This window comes from Clostridiaceae bacterium, assembly GCA_012840395.1.
GTDB lineage: Bacteria > Bacillota > Clostridia > Acetivibrionales > DULL01 > DULL01.
This window is the reverse complement of record DULL01000110.1, coordinates 50,771-75,151: the sequence shown is the minus strand read 5'-3', so window position 1 is coordinate 75,151 and position 24,381 is coordinate 50,771. Positions and strand designations below refer to the sequence as shown.

The window sequence follows — 24,381 nt, the reverse complement described above, 5'->3', positions numbered from 1 at the left end:
ATCATATTGCTATAACATATTGCTATAATTATACGGGAGAAATCTGTGTTTTCTCGTTATTATTAACAATTTTGGAAGCATATATAAAATAATATGCTCAATCTGCCAATAAAATACTCATTAATCTCAGCAACTATCACCTGCAAGATACCCGGTTGAAAATGCTATTGTCAGATTAAAACCACCAGTATATGCATCAACATCTATTATTTCACCGGCAAAAAATAAACCCTTTATTATTTTTGATTCCATTGTTCTTGGATTTATTTCATTTATGGATATTCCCCCTGCTGTTACAATTGCTTCGGCTATTGGCCTTGAACCTATGATTTCCAGTTCAAGATTTTTTAGAAGATAAACCAGTTTCATTCTTTCTTCTTTTTTTATTTGATTAACGTGTTTTTCAGGATCAATACCTGAGAGTTCAATTATAACCGGTATTAACTTATTTGGTAAAAGGTCTCCAAGTGAATTCTTAAACTGCTTCCTTGAATATTTTTCAAAATCCCTTTGAATTCTTTCGTCCAACTTTTCTATACTCAAAGCAGGTTTTAAATCAATAACCAATTTAATACCTTTGTAATTATATTCTAGAATATGACGGCTGCAGCTAAGTATTAAAGGACCTGATACACCAAAATGAGTAAAGAGCATTTCTCCAAAATCACTATATATCTTACTGTCTTGTTTATTAAAAAGTGTAATAGACACATTTTTTAATGAAAGCCCCTGTGCACTCTTTACCCATTTTTCTTTTGTGATTAAAGGAACAAGAGAAGGTTTTAAATCAGTAACTGTATGTCCTAAATTTTTTGCAATTATATGGCCTTCCCCTGTTGATCCAGTACCAGGATAGGATACTCCTCCTGTGGCAAGGATTACTGAATCGCATTGAAATATTTTCCCATTTGAAAGTACCACTTCGGTAACTTTGTTTCCTGATACATTAATATTCTTAACCTGGGCATTTTTATGAATTTTTACTCCCTTATCCTTGTTATATTTTATTAATGTATTTAACACATCTTTTGAGTCATCGCTTTCAGGAAAAACCCTGCCGCCCCGCTCTATTTTGGTTGCTAATCCATTTCTGTTAAAGAAATCAATCTAATCATAATTAGAGAACTTGTAAAAAGTAGAATACAGGAAGTTTCCGTTTCCAGGTATATTTTCAATTAATTCTTCAATGTCACAGGCATTGGTAATATTGCACCTGCCCTTTCCAGATATGAGCAATTTCTTACCCAGCCTGTTATTTTTCTCCAATAAGATTACTTCATTATTTCTTTCTGCTGCTCTTCCTGCCGCCATTAATCCGGCAGCACCCCCGCCTACCACGACAACCCTTTTTCTCATAATGGTTCAACCTTTCTATGAGTTTGATAATCTTCATCATATTTCTCATATACTTGGTATTCATCCCATATTCTTTCCAATTTATCAAATACTTGATAGATTTCATCTTTTTTCTTAATTCCTATTGCTACAATAAGGGCATTTATAACGCTTAGCGGAGCAACCAGGGAATCTACGAAAGAAGCCATATCGCTCCTTGCAATTAGTAGTTCATCAGCATAATTGGCCAATGGAGAGTCCTTGCTGTCAGTTATTGCAACCACTGTGGCTCCCTGACTTTTTACATACTGGACTGCTTTTACAGTTCTTTTTGAATACCTGGGAAAACTTATACCTACCACCACATCCCCCTCAGAAGCCCTCATAACTTGCTCAAACATTTCACTTACACTGGTGGTATGTATCAATCTGACATTATCAAAAAGCAGATTAAAATAAAAGCCCAGAAAACTTGCCAATGCCGCTGAACTCCTCACTCCAAGAATATAAATCTTTTTTGCTTTCAATAGCTTCTCCACTGCTCTTTCAAAACTTTCCTTATTTATTTCTTCCATTGTTAGCTTTATTTTTTCCATATCCAGTTGCAATACACTCTTTAAGATATTTTCTTCACTTATTCTGCTGGATGCCATTTCAAACCTTTGAAGAGAAGTTAGTCTGCTTTTTACCATTTCCTGCATTTCTTTCTGAAGTTTCGGGTACCCTTCAAATCCAAGCTCAACAGCAAATCTTACAACTGTAGACTCGCTGACACCTACTGCCTCTCCTAGTTTTGCGGCAGTTAAATATGCAGCTTTGTCATAGTTATTTAATATATAATCTGCTATCATCCTCTGGCCTTTACTGAAGTCTCTCATCCCATTTTTTATTTTTGCTACTAAATCCTGGGTTTTATTCTCCATAAGAGTCCCTTATCTCCTCTCAGTATATTTTTTATAAAAAAACTTTATATATGTATTATTGCATATATTTATCTCAAAAATCAAATAAAAAGGGGCTAGTTCAAAGAACTAACCCCTTTTTTCCTATAATCTTTTAAATTTATTTAGACGGGATGCACTCTATTTTCATAATCAACTAAGCCACTATCTATTTTATATTTTTGGGCCTGACGATCCTTGAAAAATTTCTCAGCAACCTGAGGGAATAAAGCATATGTTAAAACGTCTTCGTCCTGCTCCATGTAACCTTTCATTTTCTCTTTTATGCTATCCAGTTCAGGCTCTATTAAATCTGCAGGTCTGCAAGTAATACGCTCTTCTCCCTTGAGTATTTTATTTACTATTTCTTCGGGAATAGGAGCAGGAGTCTTGCCATATTCCCCTTTTACAAGAGCTTTGGACTCTTTTGGTACCATCTTGTATCTTTCACCGGTTATTACATTCATAACAGCCTGAGTTCCAACAATCTGGCTGGTAGGTGTAACAAGCGGAGGATAACCAAAATCTTTCCTTACTCTTGGTACTTCCTGCAATACTTCATTGAATTTATCTTCTTTATTAGCCTGCTTTAATTGTGATACCAAGTTAGACAACATACCTCCGGGAACCTGGTATCTGAGTGTATTAATGTCAACTCCGATTACCTTTGTATTAAGAAGCCCGCTAGCCAGATATTTCTCCCTTAACGGTCTGAAATAGTCTGCAATCTCACTTAACAAATCAAGATCCAGCCCTGTATCATAGGGTGTATCTTTCAATGTGGCAACAAGAGGCTCTGTGGGAGGCTGTGAAGTTCCCATTGCCATAGGTGATATAGCGCAATCAACAATATCACAACCAGCTTCAATTGCCTTTAGATATGTCATAGAAGCAACTCCACTTGTATAATGGGTATGAAGCTGAATGGGTACTTTTACATTTTCTTTTAATGCTTTTACAAGGTCGTATGCTACATAAGGTGTAAGGATTCCTGACATATCCTTAATACAAATAGAGTCAACACCCATTTCAACTAACTGCTTGGAATCTTTTACAAAAAGTTCAAGATCATGAACGGGACTTATGGTGTAGCTAAAACAGCCTTGAGCATGTCCTCCCTCTTTTTTACATGCTCTTATTGCAGTTTCCAAATTTCTTAAGTCATTCAGCGCATCAAAAATTCTGATAATATCAATACCGTTTGCAACTGCTTTCTGCACGAAATATTCTACCACGTCATCAGCATAGTGCTTATATCCAAGAAGGTTCTGACCTCTTAATAACATCTGAAGTTTAGTATTTTTTACTGCACTTCTTATTTTCCTTAATCTGTCCCAAGGATCCTCATTCAAGAACCTAAGGCAAGCGTCAAAAGTTGCCCCACCCCAGGCTTCTAAGGAAAAATATCCGACCTTGTCCAATTTTTCCAGGATGGGAAGCATTTCTTCGGTTCTCATTCTAGTAGCTATCAAAGATTGATGAGCATCCCTAAGGACTGTTTCTGTAATTCTAACCTTTGCCATGGCTTTCGCCTCCTTCTTTATCTTAATTTAGGAAATAGATACCAGAACATCTCCTGCATTAACAGTAGCTCCCTTTGATGTATTAATTGAAGCCACTGTACCTTCAAAAGGTGCAACTATTTCATTTTCCATCTTCATAGCTTCAAGAATAAGCAGAACCTGACCTTTCTTTACTTTATCACCAACATTTACGTTGATATCCAATATTGTTCCAGGCATTGGTGCTGTAATTGTCTTAGCCCCAGTTGGTACAGATTTGCTTGCTGATTCTGCTTTTGGAGCCGCTGGTGCAGGCTTTGGTGCAGCAGCCGGTTCTGGTACGGCTTTTGGTGCTGGTGCAGGTGAAGGCATGGATGCTCTTGCTTGACTTACAATATCTATATTACTACCTTGTTCTCTAATCTCCTCAACTTCTACTTCATATTGAGTGCCATTAACTTTTATCAAAAACTTTTTCATAATAAACCTCCTAAAATTATAATCACTTTATAAACCTAATCTTAAAGCGGAATATTTCCGTGTTTTTTTGCAGGCCTGTTTTCACGTTTTCCGGAAAGCATTTCCAGAGCGCTTATTACTCTTAATCTTGTAGTTGCTGGTTCAATAACATCATCAACATATCCACGTGCTGCAGCTACATAGGGATTTGAGAACTTATCCCTGTATTCCTGAATCTTTTGATTTCTCATTTCAACTGGATCATCAGCTGAAGCAATCTCCTTCTTGAATATAATGTTAGAAGCTCCTTCTGGTCCCATTACCGCAATTTCTGCAGTTGGCCATGCAAATACCATATCGGCGCCTATAGTTTTGCTGTTCATTGCTATATAGGCCCCACCATAAGCTTTTCTTACTATAACATTTACCTTTGGAACCGTAGCTTCAGAAAAGGCATATAGTAATTTGGCTCCGTGCCTGATTATACCTCCATGCTCCTGTCCAACTCCCGGAAGAAATGCCGGAACGTCTGTAAAGGTAACAATCGGAATGTTAAAAGAATCACAAAAACGGACAAATCTGGCTGCTTTATCTGATGAATTTACATCTAATGAACCTGCCAGTACATTTGGCTGATTTGCTACAATACCAACCGTCTTGCCATTCATTCTGGCAAAAGCTATGATTATATTCTTTGCAAAATCCTTTTGTATTTCAAAAACTTCACCATTATCAACAACTCTGGAGATAATATCGAGCATGTCATATGGTTTATTTGAATCAGAAGGAATTATCTCGTTTAACTCTTCAGAAATCCTGTTAATATCATCATTGCTTACATATACAGGAGGATCTGATAAATTATTATCCGGTAAGTAGCTAAGGAGCTTTTTAATGCTGGCTATACATTCTTCTTCATTGGATGATTTGAAATGAGCAACACCGCTGACAGAAGTATGTACTGACGCTCCACCTAGTTCTTCGAGAGTAACTTCTTCACCGGTAACTGCTTTTATTACCTGAGGTCCTGTTATAAACATCTGGCTTGTTTTATCAACCATAAAAATAAAATCTGTAATTGCAGGTGAATATACTGCTCCTCCGGCACAAGGTCCCATTATAACTGAAATCTGGGGTATAACTCCTGATGCAAGAGTATTCCTGTAAAAGATATCCCCGTAGCCAGACAATGAGTCCAATCCTTCCTCTATTCTTGCTCCACCTGAGTCATTAATACTAATAAACGGAGTACCGGTTTTCATTGCCATATCCATAACTTTTATAATCTTTCTGGCATGCATCTCACCAAGAGATCCGCCTATTACTGTAAAGTCCTGACTAGCAACAAAAACAGGCCTTCCATCAATAGTACCATAGCCTGTAACAACACCATCACCAAGAACTTTTTTCTTCTGCATATCAAATTCGGTACTTCTTGTTTCTACAAATGCATCTACTTCAACGAAGCTATCCGGATCAAAAAGCAGTTTAATTCTTTCTCTGGCAGTTAACTTGCCTCCCTCATGCTGTTTGGCAATCTTATCAGAACCGCCGCCCTGTTCGATCTGTTCAATCTTCGCGTAGAGTTGATTTATTTTGTCACTCGTTGCCATAGGTCACCCACCTCGTATTATTTTTAGTATTGTTGCATATATTTTGTTACAAATATAAGTCTCTTCATTTAGCAAAAAAAAAACAAATTTATCTCTGTTGTAACTCATAAAATATTAATATTTATTAAAACATTGCCACTAAATCAACAAAATATCCCATTATATTTTAATTTAAAAATTTTTAATTTGCAACATTAATTTTTTCTATACAAACAAGTATTGGGGGACAATTTGGTTGGTTAATAAACTCAGTCTTCATTACTGTATATTGCTTGCTGTTAATGGTTGGCAAGAAATCCAGCAATATATCCTTCTCTTCAAAACCACTGTCACCCCCATAATAAATAACAATGGTGATTATTCCTCCAATCATCAGAAGTTCCATGGCTTTTTTCAAAGCTATAATTGTTGTTTCTCCTTTCGTGGCAATATTATGATCTCCTCCAGGAAGATAACCTAAGTTAAACATGACTGCTTTTACACTGTCTTTAACATATTTGTCCATATTCTGATGTCCATCTTTAACCACGCTGACTCTGTTGAGCAGTCCATTTTCCTGCAGTTTTTTTATAGTATTGGAAATGGCTTGGTCCTGTATATCAAAGGAATAAACTTTTCCCTCATCACCTACAAGCTGTGCAAGCATAAGAGTATCATTTCCGTTTCCTGCAGTCGCATCAATAACCAGGTCGCCCTTTCCAACTACATTTTTTATAATATCATGAGATTGTTTAAGCGAATTTTTAATTACCATAAATACTCCTTAAATACTCCTCAAATACTTATTACCCACTATATTTTCGCAAAAACAATAATGTATTAAAATACATACAATTATATTTTAAACTTTTATTTTAAGTTTGTCAAAAAAATATCAATATATTAGTATAAATTTTTATGATATAATTTTTATGTGTAATATTAAGGGGGTAATATTATGGAAGATATGAATTTTAATTACGGTATGTTTAATGATGAACCTCATAATGTATTCACTATACCATTGAATATGGCAGATATTAAATCTTTGGTAAAATGGGCTACCTTTAAGGCAATAATAGATATTATCACCGGAGCAATTACATGCTTTGGTATAATAACTGCAGTAATCGGTATACCACAGATTATAGCAGGTATTAAACTGCTTAATGCTGCCGATGAACTAAACAGATACATTTCTGTCAGGAATACCAATCATATTGCCATGGCTTTATACAACATGAACAGGTTTTTTAAGTTTTCAGGTGCGGCAATTATTGCAAAAATCTGCTATATTATAATAATTATTGTACTATACACCTTATTAGTTAGTTATATGTTATCTAATGGGCCAGATATTTTTCCAGATATTTTTAGAGATATGCCGAATATTAGATTTTAATTTTTTTTAATGAATCTATTTCTTTTGAAGTCAAATATCTCCACGAACCTTCAGGGATATTTCCTATTTGCAAAGGACCCATGGCTATTCTTTTGAGGGCTATTACAGGGTGCCCTATTTCATTGCACATTTTTCTTATCTGCCTGTTTCTTCCTTCACTTATGGCAATTTTTACAACAGAAGAATTTTTCTTTATTTCTATTATATCCATTGATGCCGGAGAAGTCAGAATCCCATCAATGACAATGCCCCTCTGAAAACTATCTATATCATGACATTCTATCTTACCCTTTACTTCAGCAATATATACCTTCTTAATTTCATGTTTTGGGTGAGTGAGTTTATATGTCAAATCACCATCATTGGTGAGTAATAAAAGTCCGGAAGTATCATAATCCAGTCTTCCTACAGGATATACCCTTTCTTTTACACCTTTTAAAAGATCCAATACAGTTTTTCTGCCAAACTGGTCTTTCACAGAAGTAATATATCCTGTAGGTTTATTTAACATAATATATATATAGTTGGTTTTAAAGGATACAATTTTGCCTTTAACTCTTACTTCATCCCATAAATTTACCTTGGTACCAAGTTCTTTCACCACAGCCCCATTTACTTCAACTTCACCATTTAGTATCATTTTTTCCGCATGTCTTCTTGATGCTACTCCGGCCATTGCCAGATATTTCTGTAGTCTTATTTCCCCCATTTTCTCTCCTGCATTATTGATTTTTTCCTGAATAATTTTAAACAAATAATGCTAAATGCAACTTTAATTAAATTCTTCTAAAATAATACTATAATTCAGATCTTAAGACAATTATTGTTTTACGTTTTCAGGAGCAGCTTCTTCTGTTGCTGTAGTTACTGAATTTACGTTCTTTTTGGCTTGTATCCTTTTTTTCATTGCTTCATTAGCCTTGTTTAATAATTCAGGAATAATATCAAGTATCTTATCCACTGAAGAATTAATGTTCACAGGAAGCAGTTTCATTTGTCCATTTCCTACTACCATAAATGCCACTGGATTTATACTTACTCCTGCACCGCTACCTCCAGCAAATGGAAATTTCTCCTGACTATATTCATCCTCTTCCTCAGATTTGGATCCATCCCTGTCTTTATTATTGCGGTACTGATTGTATTCACCCCCTCCTGACGCAAAGCCAAAAGATACTCTTGATATAGGTATAATCACCGTTCCGTCAGGAGCCTGAACCGCATCTCCAACTATTGTGTTTACATCTACCATTTCTCTAATACTTTCCATAGCAGTTTTCATTAATCCTTCTATAGGATGTTCAGACATAAGTATCCACTCCCAATACTTTTTTTATTCTTTGTTTGGATTTAATATAAAATTTTAGTATTTTGAAACTTATATTTATAATATTGGCAACTTTAGCATTAAATATACAATATAAATTAATGAGCAAACTCTTTCTATCAAAATTTGCATAAACATTAACATCATTAAAAAACTTATTATAATTTCCATTATTTATGTAATACAGGTAACTTTCAAATAAACCATATGCAGCCCAGATCAACCCTGTTGTCAAAGCAGTATAATAGGCTTCCCCGGCTCCAATTTCTATCTCCAGCTCATATCCTACAAAACGTACTCTTCCTGTCATATATTCTATTAACTCATGAATAAATGCATTTTCACTTTTTATTAACCTGTATAATTTCAGAAATATATCCAAGAGATCCTTTATGCTAAAATCTTTTCCTTTCTCTTTCTCCAACAGATGATGTCTGCCTAATTCTGTCTTTTTAGGCACCCGAATCTTAGACTTTGCTTCACCGTATTTTGATAAGGGAATGTCTAATTTTAATCTGAATATTCCTGATAAGGCAATAATTAATATGGACATTAGGTCGTCATTACCTGTTCGGATATATTCAATACCAATTTCTGCTTTTGAAAAAAGCAAAAATAGGATGAGAATGGTTAAGATCAGTGTAAAAATAACTAAATAAAGCATTATTTCACCTCATTAATTATTTTTACCTGATTTAACAAAAATACTCAATATCAAGTTATTTGAAAGGGAAAGTTCTATATTTCCTGGCTATCGCCATCAGTATCAAGGGCGGGAAGATCTTTCAGGCTGCTGTAACCAAAGCATCTTAAGAATTCTTCCGTCACCTCATACAGAATAGGTTTACCAGGAGCGTCCATTCTTCCTGCTTCTCTTATCAGATTCCGCTCAATCAGTGTAGCAATTGCACTATCTGAATTAACTCCCCTGATAGCTTCAATCTTGGCTCTGGTAATAGGTGAATTATATGCGATTATTGATAATGTTTCAAAAGCAGCCTGGGATAATTGTTGTTTTTGCCTGGGTTCCTGGAGCTTGGTGAAATATTCATAATACTTGGAATTTGTGCATAGCTGATAGGCATTATTTATTTTACGTATCATAATGCCTCTGTCCGAATTATTTATCTTTTGAATCATATTATCAATGATTCCCTTAACTACTTTTTGGTCTATTTCAAGTATCTCTGATATTTTTCCTAAGGGAAGCTCATCACCCGACACGAAAAGCAGCCCTTCAATAATGCCTTCTAACTCTTCTGTCCTCATCTATAAATCCTCCACATTGGAATAGGTATATACCATGTCCATGGCAGGTAAAGATTCTTTTACCTTTAGAATTGTGATATCTGAAAAATGGGTTTTCTGTTTCAGGGTGACTTTTTTAATCTTAGCCAGCTCCAGTATAGCCAAGAATCCTAATATAACCTCTGATTTGGTATTTTTTTTAAAATTAAAGAGCTGTGAAAATTTAATATTTGGCTTTATTTTCAAAAATCTCAATATTTCTTTTATTTTACTCTTTATTGAGAATTTCTCCCTTTTAATAATCTCTGATAATTCTCCTGCTCTCTGGTTTGTCCTTTCTTCTTTTCTTTTTATCAGGTTTTCATATATCATTTTTAAATTATAGGAACAAAGGTCAAGTTCCTGAGAAGCAATCTCACGCTCAATTAACTCAGGTAATTTATAAAAAACTTTGCTCCATTCAATCTCTCTACTTCTTAACACATTTGCAAACTCTTTGTACTTTTTATACTCTATAAGCTTTTGTATTAGCTCTTCCTTAGGGTCAGAAGTGTTTTCTTCTTCAGGTTTATTCTTTTCAGGAAGAAGAAGCCTGGACTTTAGATGGAGCAGCGTAGCAGCCATAACAATAAATTCGCTGGCTATTTCAAGATTCATTTCCTGCATAGAAAATAAATAGTCCATATATTGGTCGGTTATTTCACTTATAGAAATATCATATACTTTCATGTTATTTTTTTCTATAAGATGAAATAATAGATCAAATGGTCCTTCGAAACTTTGAACCTTAACTATATATCCATTACTTATAAAGTTCTCTATTTGAGAAGCCCTCCCTACCAGTCAATTTTCATTGCACTTCTTACTTCTTCCATAGTTTTCTGAGCAACCGACCTGGCATTCTTGATTCCTGTATCAACAATATCCCTGATAGTATCAGGTCTTTTAATTAATTCCTGTCTTTTTTCGTAAATAGGTGAAAGAGCACCGATCATTTTCTCAGCCAGATTGCGTTTACATTGTACGCAGCCAATACCTCCCTTACGGCAAAGGGATTCAACTTCTGTAACTCCATCTTCATTGAATACTTTATGGAATGCAAATACCGTACATACTTCCGGATGGCCTGGATCATCCTTTCTTATTCTGGCCGGGTCCGTAACCATGGAACTTACCTTCTTCTTTATTGTATCAGGTGAATCCGATAATGAAATAGTATTTCCATAACTTTTGCTCATTTTCCTTCCATCAGTGCCTGGCAATACTTTAGCTTTTGTCAGGATAGCCTGGGGTTCAGGAAAAACTTCTTTGTATAGGTTGTTAAACCTTCTTGCAATTTCCCTGGTCAATTCAAGATGAGGAAGCTGGTCCTCTCCCACAGGAACTAGGTCTGCTTTGTAAATTAAAATATCAGAAGCCATAAGGCAAGGATAGCCTAAAAAGCCATAGGTTGTAATATTTTTTTCCTTCATCTGATTCAGCTGGTCTTTATAAGTGGGACATCTATATAGCCAGGACAAAGGTGTACTCATAGAGAACAGCAGATGTAATTCGGCATGTTCCAAAACCTTTGATTGAAGGAAGATATTGCATTTATCAGGATCTAGGCCTGCGCTGAGCCAATCAACAGTCATTTCGGTAATATTATTCTTTATTTCCGATGTATCTTCATACCCAGTGGTAAGTGCATGCCAATCAGCAATAAAAAAATAACATTCATATTCATGCTGTAGTTTTACCCAATTCTCCAAAGCCCCGAAATAATTTCCCAGATGTAGCTGACCTGTAGGTCTCATTCCGCTAAGTATTCTTTTTCCACTCATCAGTAAAAACTCCCTCCGGCGACTTACAATTTAATTATTCCAGATTGTTAATAAATATTGTAAATTGCAAAAATAATAACAATTCGCTAACACATTCTAATTCTAAATTTCAATTCAGAATGTGTCAACTCTCTGTTCTTGTTTTGCATGTTCCTTCCCTTTATTGATTAAACAAAAATATATTTAGTGGAACAAACCTATTACCGAATTAGTAATCATATTTATTGCAGTCTGAAAAAACCATATAAATGGTGAAAGTAAGGTATTTAAAGCACGGGGTGCAATAAGTATTAACATCATAAAACCAATCGAAATATAGCTTTGGTACTGATGCATCTTATAGTTATATTTCGGAGGTAAAATTCCCTGCAATATATTTGATCCGTCCAAAGGAGGAACAGGCAAAATATTAAAAGCAGCCAGACCTATATTTATCATATAAAACATAAATGAAAAATTATATAAAATTGCAATAGGATTAAAGGATGTAAAAAAGCTGCCGTTAACAATACCGTATTTCCTCTCCAGGTAAATCATAGGAAATGAAAATATTAAGGCAAGTAATATATTGGATAACGGCCCTGCCACACTTACAATCATTGTTCCTTTATTTCTGTCTTTATAATACATGGGATTTATAGGTACTGGTTTTGCCCATCCGAATCTGGAGAATAAAAACATTAATGTACCAAGTATATCCAGATGTTTCAAAGGATTCAAAGTTAATCTTCCTGCATACTTTGCCGTTGGATCTCCCAGCCTGTAAGAAGTGTAGGCATGAGAAAACTCATGAAATGTCAGTGAAATAAGTACTACCGGTACCAAATAAATCAATATTATAGGTGGATATAGAAATAGCATCATTTACCCCTTTCAATAAAATTCTTTAGGGTGTATACTCCCTTTATAATACATTCTACTATAAATCCTCAGGAATTATATCATTTCTTATAATATCTTCATACCCTTCTCTCTTCACTATTAAACGGGCTTTTCCTTTATTAACCAGCACAACTGGAGGTCTCGGAATACGGTTATAATTACTTGACATTGAATAATTATAAGCTCCGGTAGCCAGGATGGCCAAAATATCACCACTTGAGATCGGAGGCATGTAAATATCTTTTACCAATATATCTCCCGATTCACAGCACTTTCCTGCAATTGTAACCTTCTCAACCTTCTTGGCATCGGGTTTGTTTGCAATGAGGGCATCGTATTGAGATTGATAAAGGGCATACCGTGGATTATCTGTCATTCCACCATCAACAGATACATATTTTCTTACTCCTTTTATGTCTTTCACTGCACCAACAGTATAAAGAGTAATTCCTGCAGGGCCTACAATGGATCTTCCAGGCTCGAATATAAGCAACGGTAATTCTAAATTTTTTTTGCTGCATTCTGATTTAATAAATTTTGTTACTGCTTCAATAGAAGTATCATATTGAATGGGTTCGTGCTCAGGCAAATATCTTATGCCAAAGCCTCCTCCAAGATTTAACTCTTTTATAACTATACCCAGTTTGTTTTTTAATTCTGCAATAAAATCCAGCATTACTTGTGCAGCCAGTTCATAAGGAGCAATATCAAATATTTGTGAACCTATATGGCAATGAACTCCCACAACTTCTACAGCATCCAGTTCAGAAGCAATCTTTATAATCTCAAAAGCTTCACCGTTCTCTAAAGCTACTCCAAATTTAGAATCAATCTGACCTGTTCGGATAAAATCATGGGTGTGAGCTTCAATGCCAGGTTTTATTCTGAAGAGTATCTTTATTTTTTTCCCTTTTGATTTTGCTATGCTGTTTATGGACTGGAGTTCTTCCCTATTGTCAACGATAAATCTGCCTATATTATTTTCAATGGCTAATTCAATCTCTTCAATAGTCTTATTGTTTCCATGGAAAAAGATTTTTTCTGCAGGAAATCCGGATTTTATGGCAGTATACAGTTCTCCTCCCGATACTACATCAATACCGAGTCCTTCCTGTTCTGCAATTTTGCACATAGCCATTGAACAGAAAGCCTTGCTGGCGTAAAGGATCAGTCCTTTACCAGGATAATATCTGTCAATGGCATCCTTGTAAAACCTGCAACTTTTCCTTATTGTTTCTTCATCCATTACATATAAAGGAGTGCCAAATTCTTTTACTAAATCTAAAGTATCACAGCCTCCTATTTCAAGGTTGCCCTTGCTGCTAATTGATAATGCATCCAAAATAAACATATTTCTATCACTCCTGCAATAATTAAAGAAGGCTAACACTAATAATTTACAATAAATAACATTATCCTGTAAATGATATGATTATGGTAACATTAATTATTGCAGGAGTCAACAATTCAAAATCATATAATGGCGTAAATTATTATTTACCTGCCAACCTTAAACCAATCTATTATCATTCTATACATCACCTTAAGAAATGTTGCCCTTTCTATGGTATTATCAGCAACCAGGTCAGCTTTTCCTATAACGTTCCCATCAATTGTATATATGACTTCTCCTACAGACTTACCAGCATATACAGGAGCTTCAATATTATCCGGCAACTTTACTTCTTTTGTAACTTTCTCTTTCTGCCCTTTCTTCAGAAGCAAATTGACATCATCCCTGAACTTTATATTAACCCTGCTTTTTAGTCCTTTTTTCACCTCAATTGAACCGACAATCTCATCTCTGGAATTTGCATGATATGGTTCAAAATTTGAGAATCCATAATCAAGTAGCTTTCTTGCCTCTGCAAACCTGGTGTTTGAATCTGGTTCACCTAAAACTACAGAAATAAGGTTTAAACCGCTCTTTGTAGCTGAAGCTGAAAGACAATATCCCGCTTTGCTTGTATATCCGGTTTTAATTCCGTTAACCACCCCCTGGTAGTATCGAATTAACTTGTTAGTATTATCCAACGAAAATGTACCGTTTCTGAAAGTATCATGCCAGATTGAAGTATACTCCAATATTTTCGGATGCTTTAGCACAAGTTCCCTTGACATCAGGGCAACATCATATGCAGTGCTATAATGACCTTCATCTGTCAAACCGCTGCAATCAAGAAAGTTTGTATTATTCATTCCCAGTTCTTTTGCTTTTTTATTCATCATGTCTACAAACACTTCTTCGCTGCCTGCTACTTTTTCTGCCAGAGCAACAGATGCATCGTTAGCAGAATGAATGGCTACAGCTTTTAGCATCTCATCCACAGTAAATTGTTCCCCTGGTTCCAGATAAACTTGCGATCCTCCCATTCTATATGAGTTCTCCGTAACATAGACCATATCTTCGAAGGTCAGCCTTCCTTGCGCAATCTCTTCCATAACTAAAAGCATGGTCATAATTTTTGTGACACTCGCTATAGGTAACTTCTCATGAGCATTTTTTTCATACATTACCTCACCTGAGTTTACATCCATTAGAATTGCAGATTTGGCTTTTAAATCCATTACACTTGTTGTAGTCATTATTTTCCCGACAGTCAGGGCATCATATTCGGCATCTTCTACATCCTCATTAGCCAAAACTGGATTAAAAAATAAGCAAGAAAAACAAAAGGTAATAATCAGAAGAATTGTAATACCTTTATTACGCATTATAAATTACACTCCTTTACAAAGATTATCTAACATATAAAATTTTTCCTCAATTCCGGTAATATATGCATATATAAACAGGTATTCCATATTATTTATAGATAATTAAAAAGGACATTTCTCTTTATATTCCGTAACGGAATTAATCAAGAACTGTCCTAAATAATTACCCTTCATTATTAATACTTTTTTGCATTTTAGAATATACTTATGCCGTGAAATAAAATTATGCCCTTGGATGGGTTTTCTTATATACTTCTTTTATCCTGTTTTTTGCTAACTGGGCGTATATTTGTGTAGATGAAATATCTGAATGGCCCAGCATTTCCTGTATTGACCTTAAATCAGCCCCATTCTCAAGCAAGTGTGCCGCAAAGGAGTGCCTAAGAGTGTGAGGTGTTATATCCTTATTTATCTTTGCCTGGTTTTTGTAAAGTTTTATAATCTTCCAGAAACCCTGCCTGGTAAGCCTGCCTCCATTTACGTTGACAAAAAGTGCTTGATTGTTGCTGTCTTTTACTAAATGCACTCTTGCCTTTTCTATATACTCCTGCAAGGCTTCTGCGGCAATAGAACCTATTGGTATCGTTCTTTCCCTTGCTCCCTTATTACACCTTATATATCCACCCTGGAGGTTGATATCAGATAGATCAAGAGATATCAGTTCAGACACCCTGATACCCGTTGCATAAAGAAGTTCCAGCATTGCCTTATCTCTGTATCCTTTTAAGTCTTTGCATTTAGGCTGTTCCAGAAGAAGTTCCACTTCCTGGGTTGATAATATTTGCGGGAGCTTTTTCTCTACTTTAGGTGATTCAAGATCAGAAGTAGGATCATGGTCTATTGCTTTATTCTTTGCTATGAACTGATAAAACGATCTGATTGAAGCTAAGTTTCTGGATACTGTCGATGTAGCCCTGCCCTTTTTCTGCAAATACATCAGATAAGTAAGTATTGTTGTTTTGGTTGTATTTGAAATATTATTTAGATTTATCTGCTGTAGATATGTAAGGTATTGTTCTATATCTCTCTTGTAGGACTGCAGTGTATTATGTGACAGTTGCTTATCCTTTTCCAGAAAATTCATGTATTCTTTTATCAAAGCTTCCATCCTTCAACTACCCCTTCTTTCCAATTTGTATAGCAGCTAAACTGTATAATAGTTTAATTCCTTATATAATTATACATTTAATTCAAAAATTTACTATATTTCCTAATTATTAATTATTTAAACTTATTTGTTTTCAGTTATATTATTAACAATAAATAACATAAATATACATTATTTAGTAAATATTGGTGATATTATTCTAATCAGTACCGGGGTTATGTAAGCTTCCACCAAGGTGCCCAATACTATAAATAACGAAAAAAATAAAGTAACAAAACAATAGGCAAAAAAATCTGCTTTAAGATTTTCTTTAAACATATGTTTTATCGACTTATTTTTAATAATGTTTATAGAAAAGTTCATTCCATTTACTCCGATAGCAATTAATGCAGGTAATATCAGAACTTCTTTCGGAAGTAAAGCAAATAGTGAAAACAAAATACCTTTAAATCCCAGAGTTTTGATAATAATACCTGAACTGAATCCGACAATGAAACCTTTAATACCAATGACAGCAAAAATAAATGGTATGCCAATTATCATGACACCCAAAGTCCATAAAATCAGGACAATTTTTGCATTCTCCAACATTGCCAGCCTCAGGAGCTCATTACTATCAATAACCTGATTATCCATAAGACTAAGAAATCCATGTATATAATTTGTAAGTTCTTCCCTTTGTATTGCACTTAACCCGTTTACAGTAAAAGCTCCTGCTGAAATACCTGTAACTAGAGCCATTATAAGCATTATGTATCTGTTAGAATAGTTCTTTATATGTACTGCAATTACTTCCTGTATTCTGTACAACAAAGCTTTACTCCTTCATAAACCTCTTTACTATGAATACTATGCAGTACATACAAAAAAAATTACTATAAACTATTTATTGCGGTTTTTTGATATTTCGTTTGTAGCAAGTTTATCACATCTGTTATTATACTCATTATCGGCATGTCCTTTTACTTTTATCCACTTTATGTTATGTATTTTATTCAGCCTGTCAAGCTCCATCCATAATTCTACATTTTTTACATCATCTTTGGATGATGTTTTCCATCCATTTGCTTTCCATTTATCCAACCATTTTTCAGTGAACCCATTAATCAAATAGGAACTATCGCTATATAACTCAACCTCACAGGGAAACTTCAGGCATTTAAGTGCTTCCACCGCTGCTAGCAGTTCCATTTGATTGTTAGTTGTATTATCTTTAAAACCTGAAATTTCTTTTTCATGTTCTCCATATTTTAATATTGCTCCCCAGCCTCCGGCTCCAGGATTTCCTGAACAAGCGCCGTCGGTATAAATAGTTACTTTTTTCATGAGTTTTCCAATTCCCGTGCCCTTCTGGTACATTCTCTCATTGCTTCAATGATTGAAGATCTGAAGGCATACTCTTCAAGTTTTGCTACAGCCTCTATAGTAGTACCCGCAGGGGAGCATACCTGATCTTTAAGTACTCCGGGATGCTGGGAGGTTTCAAGAACCATCCTGGCAGAACCTAAAACTGCCTGGGCAGCCAATTTGTATGAAAGCTCACGGGGTATACCTGACAATACCGCTCCGTCAGCCATAGCCTCAATAAGCATAAAAACATAGGCAGGACTGCTGGATGTAAGGGCAATTACTTCACACATAAGATTTTCGTTTAAAATTTCTGTTTTTCCTACACAGTTAAATAAATCCCTGACAGTTTTTAATTCTTCCTCTTTAATTTCACTGCAGGGAGAAAGTAAAGTCATTCCCTCCCTGACAAGAGCAGGAGTATTCGGCATTGCCCTTATTATTTTTTTATCCTTTCCTAAAATTTCTTTATAACGTTTAATAGGAACTCCTGCAGCAACTGATACCAGTATTTTCTCAGGACTAAACTTGTGTTTGCAGTCCATAAGTGCTGCTTCAACAGTCTTTGGTTTAACCGCGAGAACAATAATACTTGATTTATCTATTACTTCTGAATTGCTATTTAACAGATTGACACCTGTTTCTTCACATAATTTAGAAGATTTATTTCTGTCTATATCTGATACGTATATTTTTTCTGCTTCAAGTATCTTTGAAGCTATAATTCCTTTTATTAATGCGGATCCCATATTTCCCGATCCAATAAGGCCCAAAGTAATTGACATGCTTTCACTCCTATCTGACGCAAAAAGGTTGTACTTTATTTTAAACCTGTTATATTTTACAATTATACCTTAATGTTTTATTTGCTATAACTATTTCCTATAATATCATAATAACAGGAAAAATCTACATAAGATCTAAATATTGGCCAAAGAAAATTGAAATTCATCCTATTGACAATCTACAATCCGGTATAGTATACTTTTTAATGTCACTTGAAGGGGTATAGCTCAATTGGTAGAGTAGCGGTCTCCAAAACCGTTGGCTGCGGGTTCAAGTCCTGCTGCCCCTGCCAGAAGTATCAAAGCTTTAAAGCTTTGATACTTTTTTTATTTTATTTAACCTGAATTTTAACATGCTCGTCAACTTTTTCTGAAAGAATACTTATAATAATACCCAATCATCATAGAATTTCAGAAACCTCTTCAAGGTTTTCAAATATATATGCCGCAATCGAACGGATTTCCTCATCAGGTTTTACTATATCAGGTACCATAACAGGAAGCATACCTGCAGCTTTTGCCCCTTTAAGTCCAGCTTTGCTGTCCTCAATGACAATGCAGTCTTCAGGTCTGACTCCAAGTTTCTCTGCGGCTTTCAGGAAAATATCCGGTGACGGCTTTCCATTTTCAACCTCATCCCCTCCCACGATTGCACCAAATCTGTCTATTATACCGGCAATATTCAAATGATGTATGGTCTTATCCCTGGCTGTAGAAGAGGCTACAGCACATGGAAAATTTTTTTCTTTAATAACAGCCATGAGAGTATGGAAACCGGGTTTTATAAGAATTCCATTTTTTTCAAATTCCTCTTCAGCCAGGCGAACACGTTCTTTTCTCACTTCTTCAAAGGGGAAGCCAGGAATTGCCTCTTCCATTATTAATCTGGCTTTGTCAGATGGAATAGCCCTGGTTTTCATCAGAGTATCCATCGTTAACGTAAAACCCATTTCAGCAGCTGCTTTCTGCCATGCCCAGATATATATCCTTTCTGTATCAAGTATTGTACCATCAACATCAAAAATAACTGCCTTCATTATGCAGAACCTCCCTTAATAAATTTGTCTGTACCTAACTGATGCATGCTGATACCTATTTTATCATCAAAATCAGTTAAAGGAAACATTCTGCATAACCTTAAAGTATTTAATACCCATCCAATATTAGTAAGACTACCAAAGGATATTATACTTTTATATTTATCTAACCCTAAATAGCATTATAAATATAGGCATTATTAATGAAATCAATGCCAGTAACATTACAATGACAGCACCAAATTTATTCTTATTTTTTTTCCAGTTCCATGCTCCAAAACTTACAGTATGAACAAATACCCCGAGTATAAGAATAATGGCTAAAAACCTTCCAAATGTCAAATCAGTTCAGCTCCCTTTCTTCCGAGGCCTGTCCTGGAATAGATCTAATCATTAATCCAGGTCTTCTGATTTTTAAAGATACTTCAACATCAAATAAAGCGTCTTTATATCTATCCAGCCACCCGAATTTCTTCCATTCCTCCCATGTAAGAAACTTAATCTTTAGCAGTTTTCCAAAATGAAATATATCACATTTCATTTCTTCTGCTGTTTTTTTAAGCAGCCTTATTATTCCCTGTTTTATCTGCTCTTCTGCAGTTTTTTCTAATATAGGAAGGTTTCCAGTACTTTCATAATTAAAGCCGCTTTGAATTGAAATAATATCTGCTTCAAGATAAATTTTTAAACTTATTAAAGGATTGCCATTTACTATTTCTACTTTATAAAAAGGTTTTTCATTTTGCCTGGTACTCAGAATCACAACGTGTTCTTCTACAATAGGATCCTGAACAGTTATAAAAGATTCACCATATTCTCCTGTTACCATTAGATAATACAAGGCTTCCTCACCATCTAATTCTCCTACCATTCTCCATCCATCAAAGACTGCCAGCCCCATTAATTCTGATTTCAATTCACCGACTTTAGGCATATCTCCTGCCATATAATCACCTTCAAAGGGGTTAGGTCTTCCCTTTTCTTCATAAGTAGACTCTTCAAGTGAAAATTCATCTGAATCTTCATATTTAGAAACTCCAGCCATTATCATCACAGCTTCCCCTGTTGTAGATTCAGCTCTGTTATAGAAAGATATAAGCTGGGTATTGGTTCCAAAACCTGTATGTTTATGCCCTCTGAATATCATCTCATAATATCTGGCGGGACTTATCTCCAATTTCGGATCAACATTTCTTATATATTCTTCAGCAGAACCTCTGGAAACGGCCATATATATATTACCTCTGAATTCCTTACCTCTCATAAGAGCATGGATATACCTCATTATTCCTTCTCTTGCCAGTTCCTCTGAAAAAATTATAACTTTCGCATGAGATACATCAATTTCCCGCCCTATATAGCTATTTGCCATATTTAATCCTGAATAAATAGCCGGCACCTCAAGAGTTGTTATAATGTACGATTTTCCACCTCCACCACCTTCTCCACCAGTTCCGCCTCCAGAAATTGATTTAGGTACAGCTATTTGTAAAGTCATTCTTATTTTGTTAGTAGTTCCTTTATCTAAACCCAGTGCCATTACATAAGCCAGTTCATCAACTTCTCTTCTGTCAAAACAACCAGAAAAAATTACAGAAAACATGATTAAAACTATTATTAAACCAATTGTTTTAATAAATGTTGTTTTTTTCATATTATTACTTACTCCTTAATAAACATTCTGCAAATATTTAGCAAACTCAAACTATTTTTTCTCTCTTATCACTTTTTTATTTCTTACTGATCCTGATTTTATTCTCATTCTGGCTATAATAAGCAACAGAATTACCATTGCAAATGTTACCATCCATGCATATCTTCTGAAGTATTGGGTTTCTATATCAATTGTAGATAAAAGATTTTGAGGCATAAGGCTTAAAGTGAATAGTATTATAGTAAATGGCATCAATAGAGGCTTATAATATCTCAGATTAAAGGTTTTTCTGAAAATATGAGCTAACATATACAGCCCTGCACTTAAATAAAGCAATGCTGCCATAACCCATATGATAATAAATATTGATTCAATTCTTTGGAAAAACAGTCCAAAATAGAATATTCTTGCAAGATGGTATATCGGTAAGAATTCTACAATGGAAATAGGATAAGGTACTACTATTGAATAAACAAATGTAGATATTATTAATACAACCGCTGCCATAGCAGTACCTATATAGGCTACTTTATTCAAGTTCTCTTTAGTTTTAAGAAATGGTGCAATTATGAATAAGGCAATTAATCCTGAATAATTTGATATTCTTTGAATTCCATTAATAAATATATTTTTCAGGCCATTACCAAATAAAGGCAGAATCCTGGTTATGTCATAATATGGGAACATTCCGATGATGATGATTAAATATCCCAAAGTGATAACCGGTACTGCTAATGTACATAACCGTACTATTGGCACTATACCAGCGTAAGCTCCTATTAACATGCCAATAGCAAAGAATGCTGTTACATAGCTTATTGGTGATACTTGAAGAGCTATGATTTTCAAGTCTTCACTAAATTCTCTTAATACAAGTGCCAATATAGATACAAAATGTATTGTAATTATAATACCTACCAATACTTTGGTTATTTTGCCTCCTGCAGCTTCTGCTATATCAATTAAGTCCATGCCTCCAAAAGGTGAATAAAGCCTGGTTATTATAATCACCAGGATATATACAATTAAAGATATGTACACAGCAAGCATCCATCCAGCGGTACCCGCATCCTCCAGCATTATCCTGGGAAAATTAAGAAAAACCTGTGTACATAAAGCAACTAATATGAAGCTGGCGCCTTCAAATACACCAAATTTCAATCTATTTTTCATCTTTATCTGCCCTTTCACCTTTAGAATTTGATCTTACCCATCCCCTGCTTTTTTCAGGCTGACTGTATATATCTTTTGGATTTAAATAATCCGGCCTTCTCTCCTGTTTCCAAACAGGCCTTCTTGTGAAAGACTCATGTGATGTTTTTACAGTTCTTGGAGCAAAAGGTACCATAAATGGAATTCCAAATGAATTAAAGCTCACAAGCCAGATAAAATGAATGAAGAGTCCTACCGTAATGCCTAAAAATCCTGCCATGGATCCAAGAATTATATAAAAAAAACGCGTAATTCTAAAAGAAAAGGCGGAAGAAAAGTTAGGTACCCCAAAGGACCCTATTCCTGTAACAGCTACTATAATAATTAGAATAGGGCTGACAATATTTGCAGCAACCGCTGCCTGTCCAAGTATTAAAGCTCCTATTATGCCTAATGTTGGACCAATCGGTCCCGGAATTCTTATACCTGCCTCCCTTATAAGTTCAAAAGAAATTTCCATAATCAAAATTTCTAATACAGAAGGGAAAGGGACTTTTTCCCTTGAGGCAGCTATTGCCAGCAATAAATCGGTTGGTATCATTTCCTGATGATAATTGGTTATTGCAATATATAATCCCGGGAGAAATATTGATAGAAAAATTGCAAGCAATCTAATTATCTTGTGAAAATTTCCATAGGGAAATCTGGAGTAAATGTCTTCAGGGGAATGAAGCAAGGTTGCAAACGTAGCGGGCACAACAAGTACAAACGGGCTCCCGTCCACTATTATAGCAACTCTTCCTTCCGCAAGCAGAGAAGCAACCCTGTCAGGCCTTTCGGTGGCAATTACCTGAGGCATGGGGAAAAAAGCACTATCCTCTATATATTGTTCTAATTCACCTGAGTCAAATATATAATCAGTTTTTATGCTTTTAAGTCTTTTTCTTACTTCATCCACCAGACCATCATTTGCAATATCTTTAATATACATCATGGCGCATGAAGTCTGACTCCTCAGGCCAATATTTATGCTCTCTGCGATTAAATCACTATCTTTAAGTATTTTTCTTAGCAAAGCGGTATTAACCCTCAATAGTTCAGTAAATCCTTCCTGAGGTCCCCTGATTACAAGTTCAGTATTTGGCCTGTCTACTCCTCTGTGCTCCCAACCTTTAGTATCAGCTGCAATAGCAACACCAAAACCATCTATAAAAACTCCGCAGCCTCCGAAATTTACTTCTTTTATAACATCGCCGTATTTCTTTGTTACTTTTAGTTGAGTATGAGGCATAAGATGTTTCATTATATATTCCGTAATATCTTTATCGCTGCCCTTAACAGGCAAATTTGACAGCAACATTAATGGCTCAAGTATAGCCATGTTAATTACCATTCTATCAACCATTCCATCAAAAAAAATAGCAAAAGCTTTAACAGTTTCTTCTTTTAATGCTATTTCGAATTCCCTCAGTACAATATCGCTATTAGTGGGTATACTATACACTTTTTTAATGAAATTAAGGTTTTCACTTAAATTTTTACTAATTTCAGTTTCACTTTCGGCCTGGTTTTTGTCATATCCCCTACTTTTTTCTTTACTGCTTTCCTCTCCATTTTCTTTATCTTCATTTTTTTCGTCTTCATTTTTTTTACCAGAAGCATTTTTGCCGGCATCTTCTTTATTATGATTCTTTTTGTCATTTTGTTTATTTTCATCTTTATTCTTGCCTTCTTTTATTTTTTCACCTGAATTAGCTTCATCTCCTGCAGGCTTTGTTTTTTCCGTTTCACCATTATCATTTTCTTTTCCGGTTTTAAGATAATTATTTTCTGTATTATTTTTTGTGCTATAATAAGAAAGCTTTATATCTGGCTCTTTAATAGTTTTCAATGGAATCATTCTCTTTTTTGTATCAGATTCTTCCTCTTTACCCTCTGCCTTTTCTTTTTGATCCGAATCAGTATCCGGGCTTCGGTTAACATAATCCTGTTTTTCAATTTTCCCCCTGGAGTCTTTATTCTTTTTGCTTATTGAGCTTCTGTCATATCTGCTTATTTCCTCCAGGGAC

General features: G+C 35.0%; 23 protein-coding genes, 1 tRNA gene and 1 pseudogene. 2 read left to right on the top strand and 23 right to left on the bottom strand.

The window, feature by feature from the left end; all coding sequences use genetic code 11:
* Positions 1-126: 126 nt before the first annotated feature.
* The 6 genes and pseudogenes from GXX20_12250 to GXX20_12225 form a co-directional block, all read right to left on the bottom strand.
* Positions 127-1,356: pseudogene (locus GXX20_12250) on the bottom strand (NAD(P)/FAD-dependent oxidoreductase).
* Positions 1,353-2,258: a MurR/RpiR family transcriptional regulator gene (locus GXX20_12245; GenBank protein HHW32418.1), complete on the bottom strand. Its 906-nt coding sequence runs from the start codon at positions 2,256-2,258 to the stop codon at positions 1,353-1,355. The pseudogene GXX20_12250 and the gene GXX20_12245 overlap by 4 nt, the downstream one beginning before the upstream one ends.
* 143 nt (positions 2,259-2,401) lie before the next feature.
* Positions 2,402-3,799, bottom strand: coding sequence for an oxaloacetate decarboxylase subunit alpha (locus tag GXX20_12240; protein ID HHW32417.1), 1,398 nt, complete (start codon positions 3,797-3,799; stop codon positions 2,402-2,404).
* A 27-nt stretch (positions 3,800-3,826) separates the two neighbouring features.
* Positions 3,827-4,258 (bottom strand): biotin/lipoyl-binding protein, encoded by a 432-nt coding sequence (locus tag GXX20_12235; protein HHW32416.1) that lies wholly within the window; start codon positions 4,256-4,258, stop codon positions 3,827-3,829.
* Between the two features lie 41 nt (positions 4,259-4,299).
* Positions 4,300-5,850 carry a methylmalonyl-CoA carboxyltransferase gene (locus tag GXX20_12230; protein ID HHW32415.1) on the bottom strand — a complete coding sequence of 517 codons (1,551 nt, stop codon included), beginning with the start codon at positions 5,848-5,850 and terminating at the stop codon, positions 4,300-4,302.
* A gap of 181 nt (positions 5,851-6,031) precedes the next feature.
* On the bottom strand, positions 6,032-6,604 hold the full coding sequence (locus GXX20_12225) for a methyltransferase domain-containing protein (GenBank protein HHW32414.1): 573 nt from the start codon (positions 6,602-6,604) through the stop codon (positions 6,032-6,034).
* A gap of 183 nt (positions 6,605-6,787) precedes the next feature.
* Here GXX20_12225 and GXX20_12220 point away from each other — a divergent pair, with 183 nt between their 5' ends.
* The gene (locus GXX20_12220) at positions 6,788-7,231 is read left to right on the top strand and encodes a DUF5362 domain-containing protein (GenBank protein ID HHW32413.1); all 444 of its coding nucleotides are present in this window, start codon (positions 6,788-6,790) and stop codon (positions 7,229-7,231) included.
* Here GXX20_12220 and GXX20_12215 read toward each other — a convergent pair.
* The 13 genes from GXX20_12215 to proC form a co-directional block, all read right to left on the bottom strand.
* Positions 7,221-7,940, bottom strand: coding sequence for an rRNA pseudouridine synthase (locus GXX20_12215; GenBank protein HHW32412.1), 720 nt, complete (start codon positions 7,938-7,940; stop codon positions 7,221-7,223). The two genes, GXX20_12220 and GXX20_12215, sit on opposite strands and share 11 nt — an antisense overlap.
* A gap of 111 nt (positions 7,941-8,051) precedes the next feature.
* Positions 8,052-8,540, bottom strand: coding sequence for a sporulation protein YtfJ (gene ytfJ / locus GXX20_12210; protein HHW32411.1), 489 nt, complete (start codon positions 8,538-8,540; stop codon positions 8,052-8,054).
* Positions 8,533-9,222 (bottom strand): DUF2953 domain-containing protein, encoded by a 690-nt coding sequence (locus GXX20_12205; protein HHW32410.1) that lies wholly within the window; start codon positions 9,220-9,222, stop codon positions 8,533-8,535. Before GXX20_12205 ends, ytfJ begins: the two co-directional genes overlap by 8 nt.
* Positions 9,223-9,296: 74 nt before the next feature.
* Complete coding sequence (scpB, locus tag GXX20_12200; GenBank protein ID HHW32409.1) at positions 9,297-9,827, bottom strand: SMC-Scp complex subunit ScpB; 531 nt, start codon at positions 9,825-9,827, stop codon at positions 9,297-9,299.
* A complete protein-coding gene (locus GXX20_12195) occupies positions 9,828-10,628 on the bottom strand; it encodes a segregation/condensation protein A (GenBank protein HHW32408.1) in 801 nt (266 codons plus the stop codon).
* Between the two features lie 14 nt (positions 10,629-10,642).
* On the bottom strand, positions 10,643-11,629 hold the full coding sequence (trpS, locus tag GXX20_12190; protein ID HHW32407.1) for a tryptophan--tRNA ligase: 987 nt from the start codon (positions 11,627-11,629) through the stop codon (positions 10,643-10,645).
* A gap of 183 nt (positions 11,630-11,812) precedes the next feature.
* The gene (locus GXX20_12185) at positions 11,813-12,490 is read right to left on the bottom strand and encodes a site-2 protease family protein (GenBank protein ID HHW32406.1); all 678 of its coding nucleotides are present in this window, start codon (positions 12,488-12,490) and stop codon (positions 11,813-11,815) included.
* 58 nt (positions 12,491-12,548) lie between these two features.
* Complete coding sequence (gene lysA, locus GXX20_12180) at positions 12,549-13,862, bottom strand: diaminopimelate decarboxylase (protein HHW32405.1); 1,314 nt, start codon at positions 13,860-13,862, stop codon at positions 12,549-12,551.
* 146 nt (positions 13,863-14,008) lie between these two features.
* On the bottom strand, positions 14,009-15,226 hold the full coding sequence (locus tag GXX20_12175; protein ID HHW32404.1) for a D-alanyl-D-alanine carboxypeptidase: 1,218 nt from the start codon (positions 15,224-15,226) through the stop codon (positions 14,009-14,011).
* 226 nt (positions 15,227-15,452) lie between these two features.
* Positions 15,453-16,337: a site-specific tyrosine recombinase XerD gene (xerD, locus tag GXX20_12170; protein HHW32403.1), complete on the bottom strand. Its 885-nt coding sequence runs from the start codon at positions 16,335-16,337 to the stop codon at positions 15,453-15,455.
* A 171-nt stretch (positions 16,338-16,508) separates the two neighbouring features.
* Positions 16,509-17,150 carry a stage II sporulation protein M gene (gene spoIIM, locus GXX20_12165; protein HHW32402.1) on the bottom strand — a complete coding sequence of 214 codons (642 nt, stop codon included), beginning with the start codon at positions 17,148-17,150 and terminating at the stop codon, positions 16,509-16,511.
* 69 nt (positions 17,151-17,219) lie between these two features.
* Complete coding sequence (gene rnhA / locus GXX20_12160; GenBank protein ID HHW32401.1) at positions 17,220-17,663, bottom strand: ribonuclease HI; 444 nt, start codon at positions 17,661-17,663, stop codon at positions 17,220-17,222.
* Positions 17,660-18,469 carry a pyrroline-5-carboxylate reductase gene (gene proC / locus GXX20_12155; protein HHW32400.1) on the bottom strand — a complete coding sequence of 270 codons (810 nt, stop codon included), beginning with the start codon at positions 18,467-18,469 and terminating at the stop codon, positions 17,660-17,662. The genes rnhA and proC overlap by 4 nt, the downstream gene beginning before the upstream one ends.
* Before the next feature lie 217 nt (positions 18,470-18,686).
* Between proC and GXX20_12150 the strand changes: the two genes are divergently transcribed.
* Positions 18,687-18,762, top strand: a tRNA-Trp gene (locus GXX20_12150).
* A 108-nt stretch (positions 18,763-18,870) separates the two neighbouring features.
* Here the strand turns inward: GXX20_12150 and GXX20_12145 are convergent.
* The 4 genes from GXX20_12145 to GXX20_12130 form a co-directional block, all read right to left on the bottom strand.
* On the bottom strand, positions 18,871-19,506 hold the full coding sequence (locus GXX20_12145; protein ID HHW32399.1) for an HAD family phosphatase: 636 nt from the start codon (positions 19,504-19,506) through the stop codon (positions 18,871-18,873).
* Between the two features lie 343 nt (positions 19,507-19,849).
* Positions 19,850-21,160: a Ger(x)C family spore germination protein gene (locus GXX20_12140; GenBank protein ID HHW32398.1), complete on the bottom strand. Its 1,311-nt coding sequence runs from the start codon at positions 21,158-21,160 to the stop codon at positions 19,850-19,852.
* Between the two features lie 51 nt (positions 21,161-21,211).
* A complete protein-coding gene (locus tag GXX20_12135; GenBank protein HHW32397.1) occupies positions 21,212-22,333 on the bottom strand; it encodes a GerAB/ArcD/ProY family transporter in 1,122 nt (373 codons plus the stop codon).
* Positions 22,323-24,212: a spore germination protein gene (locus tag GXX20_12130; GenBank protein ID HHW32396.1), complete on the bottom strand. Its 1,890-nt coding sequence runs from the start codon at positions 24,210-24,212 to the stop codon at positions 22,323-22,325. The genes GXX20_12135 and GXX20_12130 overlap by 11 nt, the downstream gene beginning before the upstream one ends.
* Between the last annotated feature and the right edge of the window lie 169 nt (positions 24,213-24,381).

Excerpts from the sequence above, each read along its gene's own strand:
- GXX20_12245 (HHW32418.1), bottom strand. The coding sequence starts at position 2,258 with ATGGAGAATAAAACCCAGGATTTAGTAGCAAAAATAAAAAATGGGATG.
- GXX20_12240 (HHW32417.1), bottom strand. The coding sequence starts at position 3,799 with ATGGCAAAGGTTAGAATTACAGAAACAGTCCTTAGGGATGCTCATCAA.
- GXX20_12235 (HHW32416.1), bottom strand. The coding sequence starts at position 4,258 with ATGAAAAAGTTTTTGATAAAAGTTAATGGCACTCAATATGAAGTAGAA.
- GXX20_12230 (HHW32415.1), bottom strand. The coding sequence starts at position 5,850 with ATGGCAACGAGTGACAAAATAAATCAACTCTACGCGAAGATTGAACAG.
- GXX20_12225 (HHW32414.1), bottom strand. The coding sequence starts at position 6,604 with ATGGTAATTAAAAATTCGCTTAAACAATCTCATGATATTATAAAAAAT.
- GXX20_12220 (HHW32413.1), top strand. The coding sequence starts at position 6,788 with ATGGAAGATATGAATTTTAATTACGGTATGTTTAATGATGAACCTCAT.
- GXX20_12215 (HHW32412.1), bottom strand. The coding sequence starts at position 7,940 with ATGGGGGAAATAAGACTACAGAAATATCTGGCAATGGCCGGAGTAGCA.
- ytfJ (HHW32411.1), bottom strand. The coding sequence starts at position 8,540 with ATGTCTGAACATCCTATAGAAGGATTAATGAAAACTGCTATGGAAAGT.
- GXX20_12205 (HHW32410.1), bottom strand. The coding sequence starts at position 9,222 with ATGCTTTATTTAGTTATTTTTACACTGATCTTAACCATTCTCATCCTA.
- scpB (HHW32409.1), bottom strand. The coding sequence starts at position 9,827 with ATGAGGACAGAAGAGTTAGAAGGCATTATTGAAGGGCTGCTTTTCGTG.
- trpS (HHW32407.1), bottom strand. The coding sequence starts at position 11,629 with ATGAGTGGAAAAAGAATACTTAGCGGAATGAGACCTACAGGTCAGCTA.
- GXX20_12185 (HHW32406.1), bottom strand. The coding sequence starts at position 12,490 with ATGCTATTTCTATATCCACCTATAATATTGATTTATTTGGTACCGGTA.
- lysA (HHW32405.1), bottom strand. The coding sequence starts at position 13,862 with ATGTTTATTTTGGATGCATTATCAATTAGCAGCAAGGGCAACCTTGAA.
- GXX20_12175 (HHW32404.1), bottom strand. The coding sequence starts at position 15,226 with ATGCGTAATAAAGGTATTACAATTCTTCTGATTATTACCTTTTGTTTT.
- xerD (HHW32403.1), bottom strand. The coding sequence starts at position 16,337 with ATGGAAGCTTTGATAAAAGAATACATGAATTTTCTGGAAAAGGATAAG.
- rnhA (HHW32401.1), bottom strand. The coding sequence starts at position 17,663 with ATGAAAAAAGTAACTATTTATACCGACGGCGCTTGTTCAGGAAATCCT.
- proC (HHW32400.1), bottom strand. The coding sequence starts at position 18,469 with ATGTCAATTACTTTGGGCCTTATTGGATCGGGAAATATGGGATCCGCA.
- GXX20_12145 (HHW32399.1), bottom strand. The coding sequence starts at position 19,506 with ATGAAGGCAGTTATTTTTGATGTTGATGGTACAATACTTGATACAGAA.
- GXX20_12140 (HHW32398.1), bottom strand. The coding sequence starts at position 21,160 with ATGAAAAAAACAACATTTATTAAAACAATTGGTTTAATAATAGTTTTA.
- GXX20_12135 (HHW32397.1), bottom strand. The coding sequence starts at position 22,333 with ATGAAAAATAGATTGAAATTTGGTGTATTTGAAGGCGCCAGCTTCATA.
- GXX20_12130 (HHW32396.1), bottom strand. The coding sequence starts at position 24,212 with ATGATTCCATTGAAAACTATTAAAGAGCCAGATATAAAGCTTTCTTAT.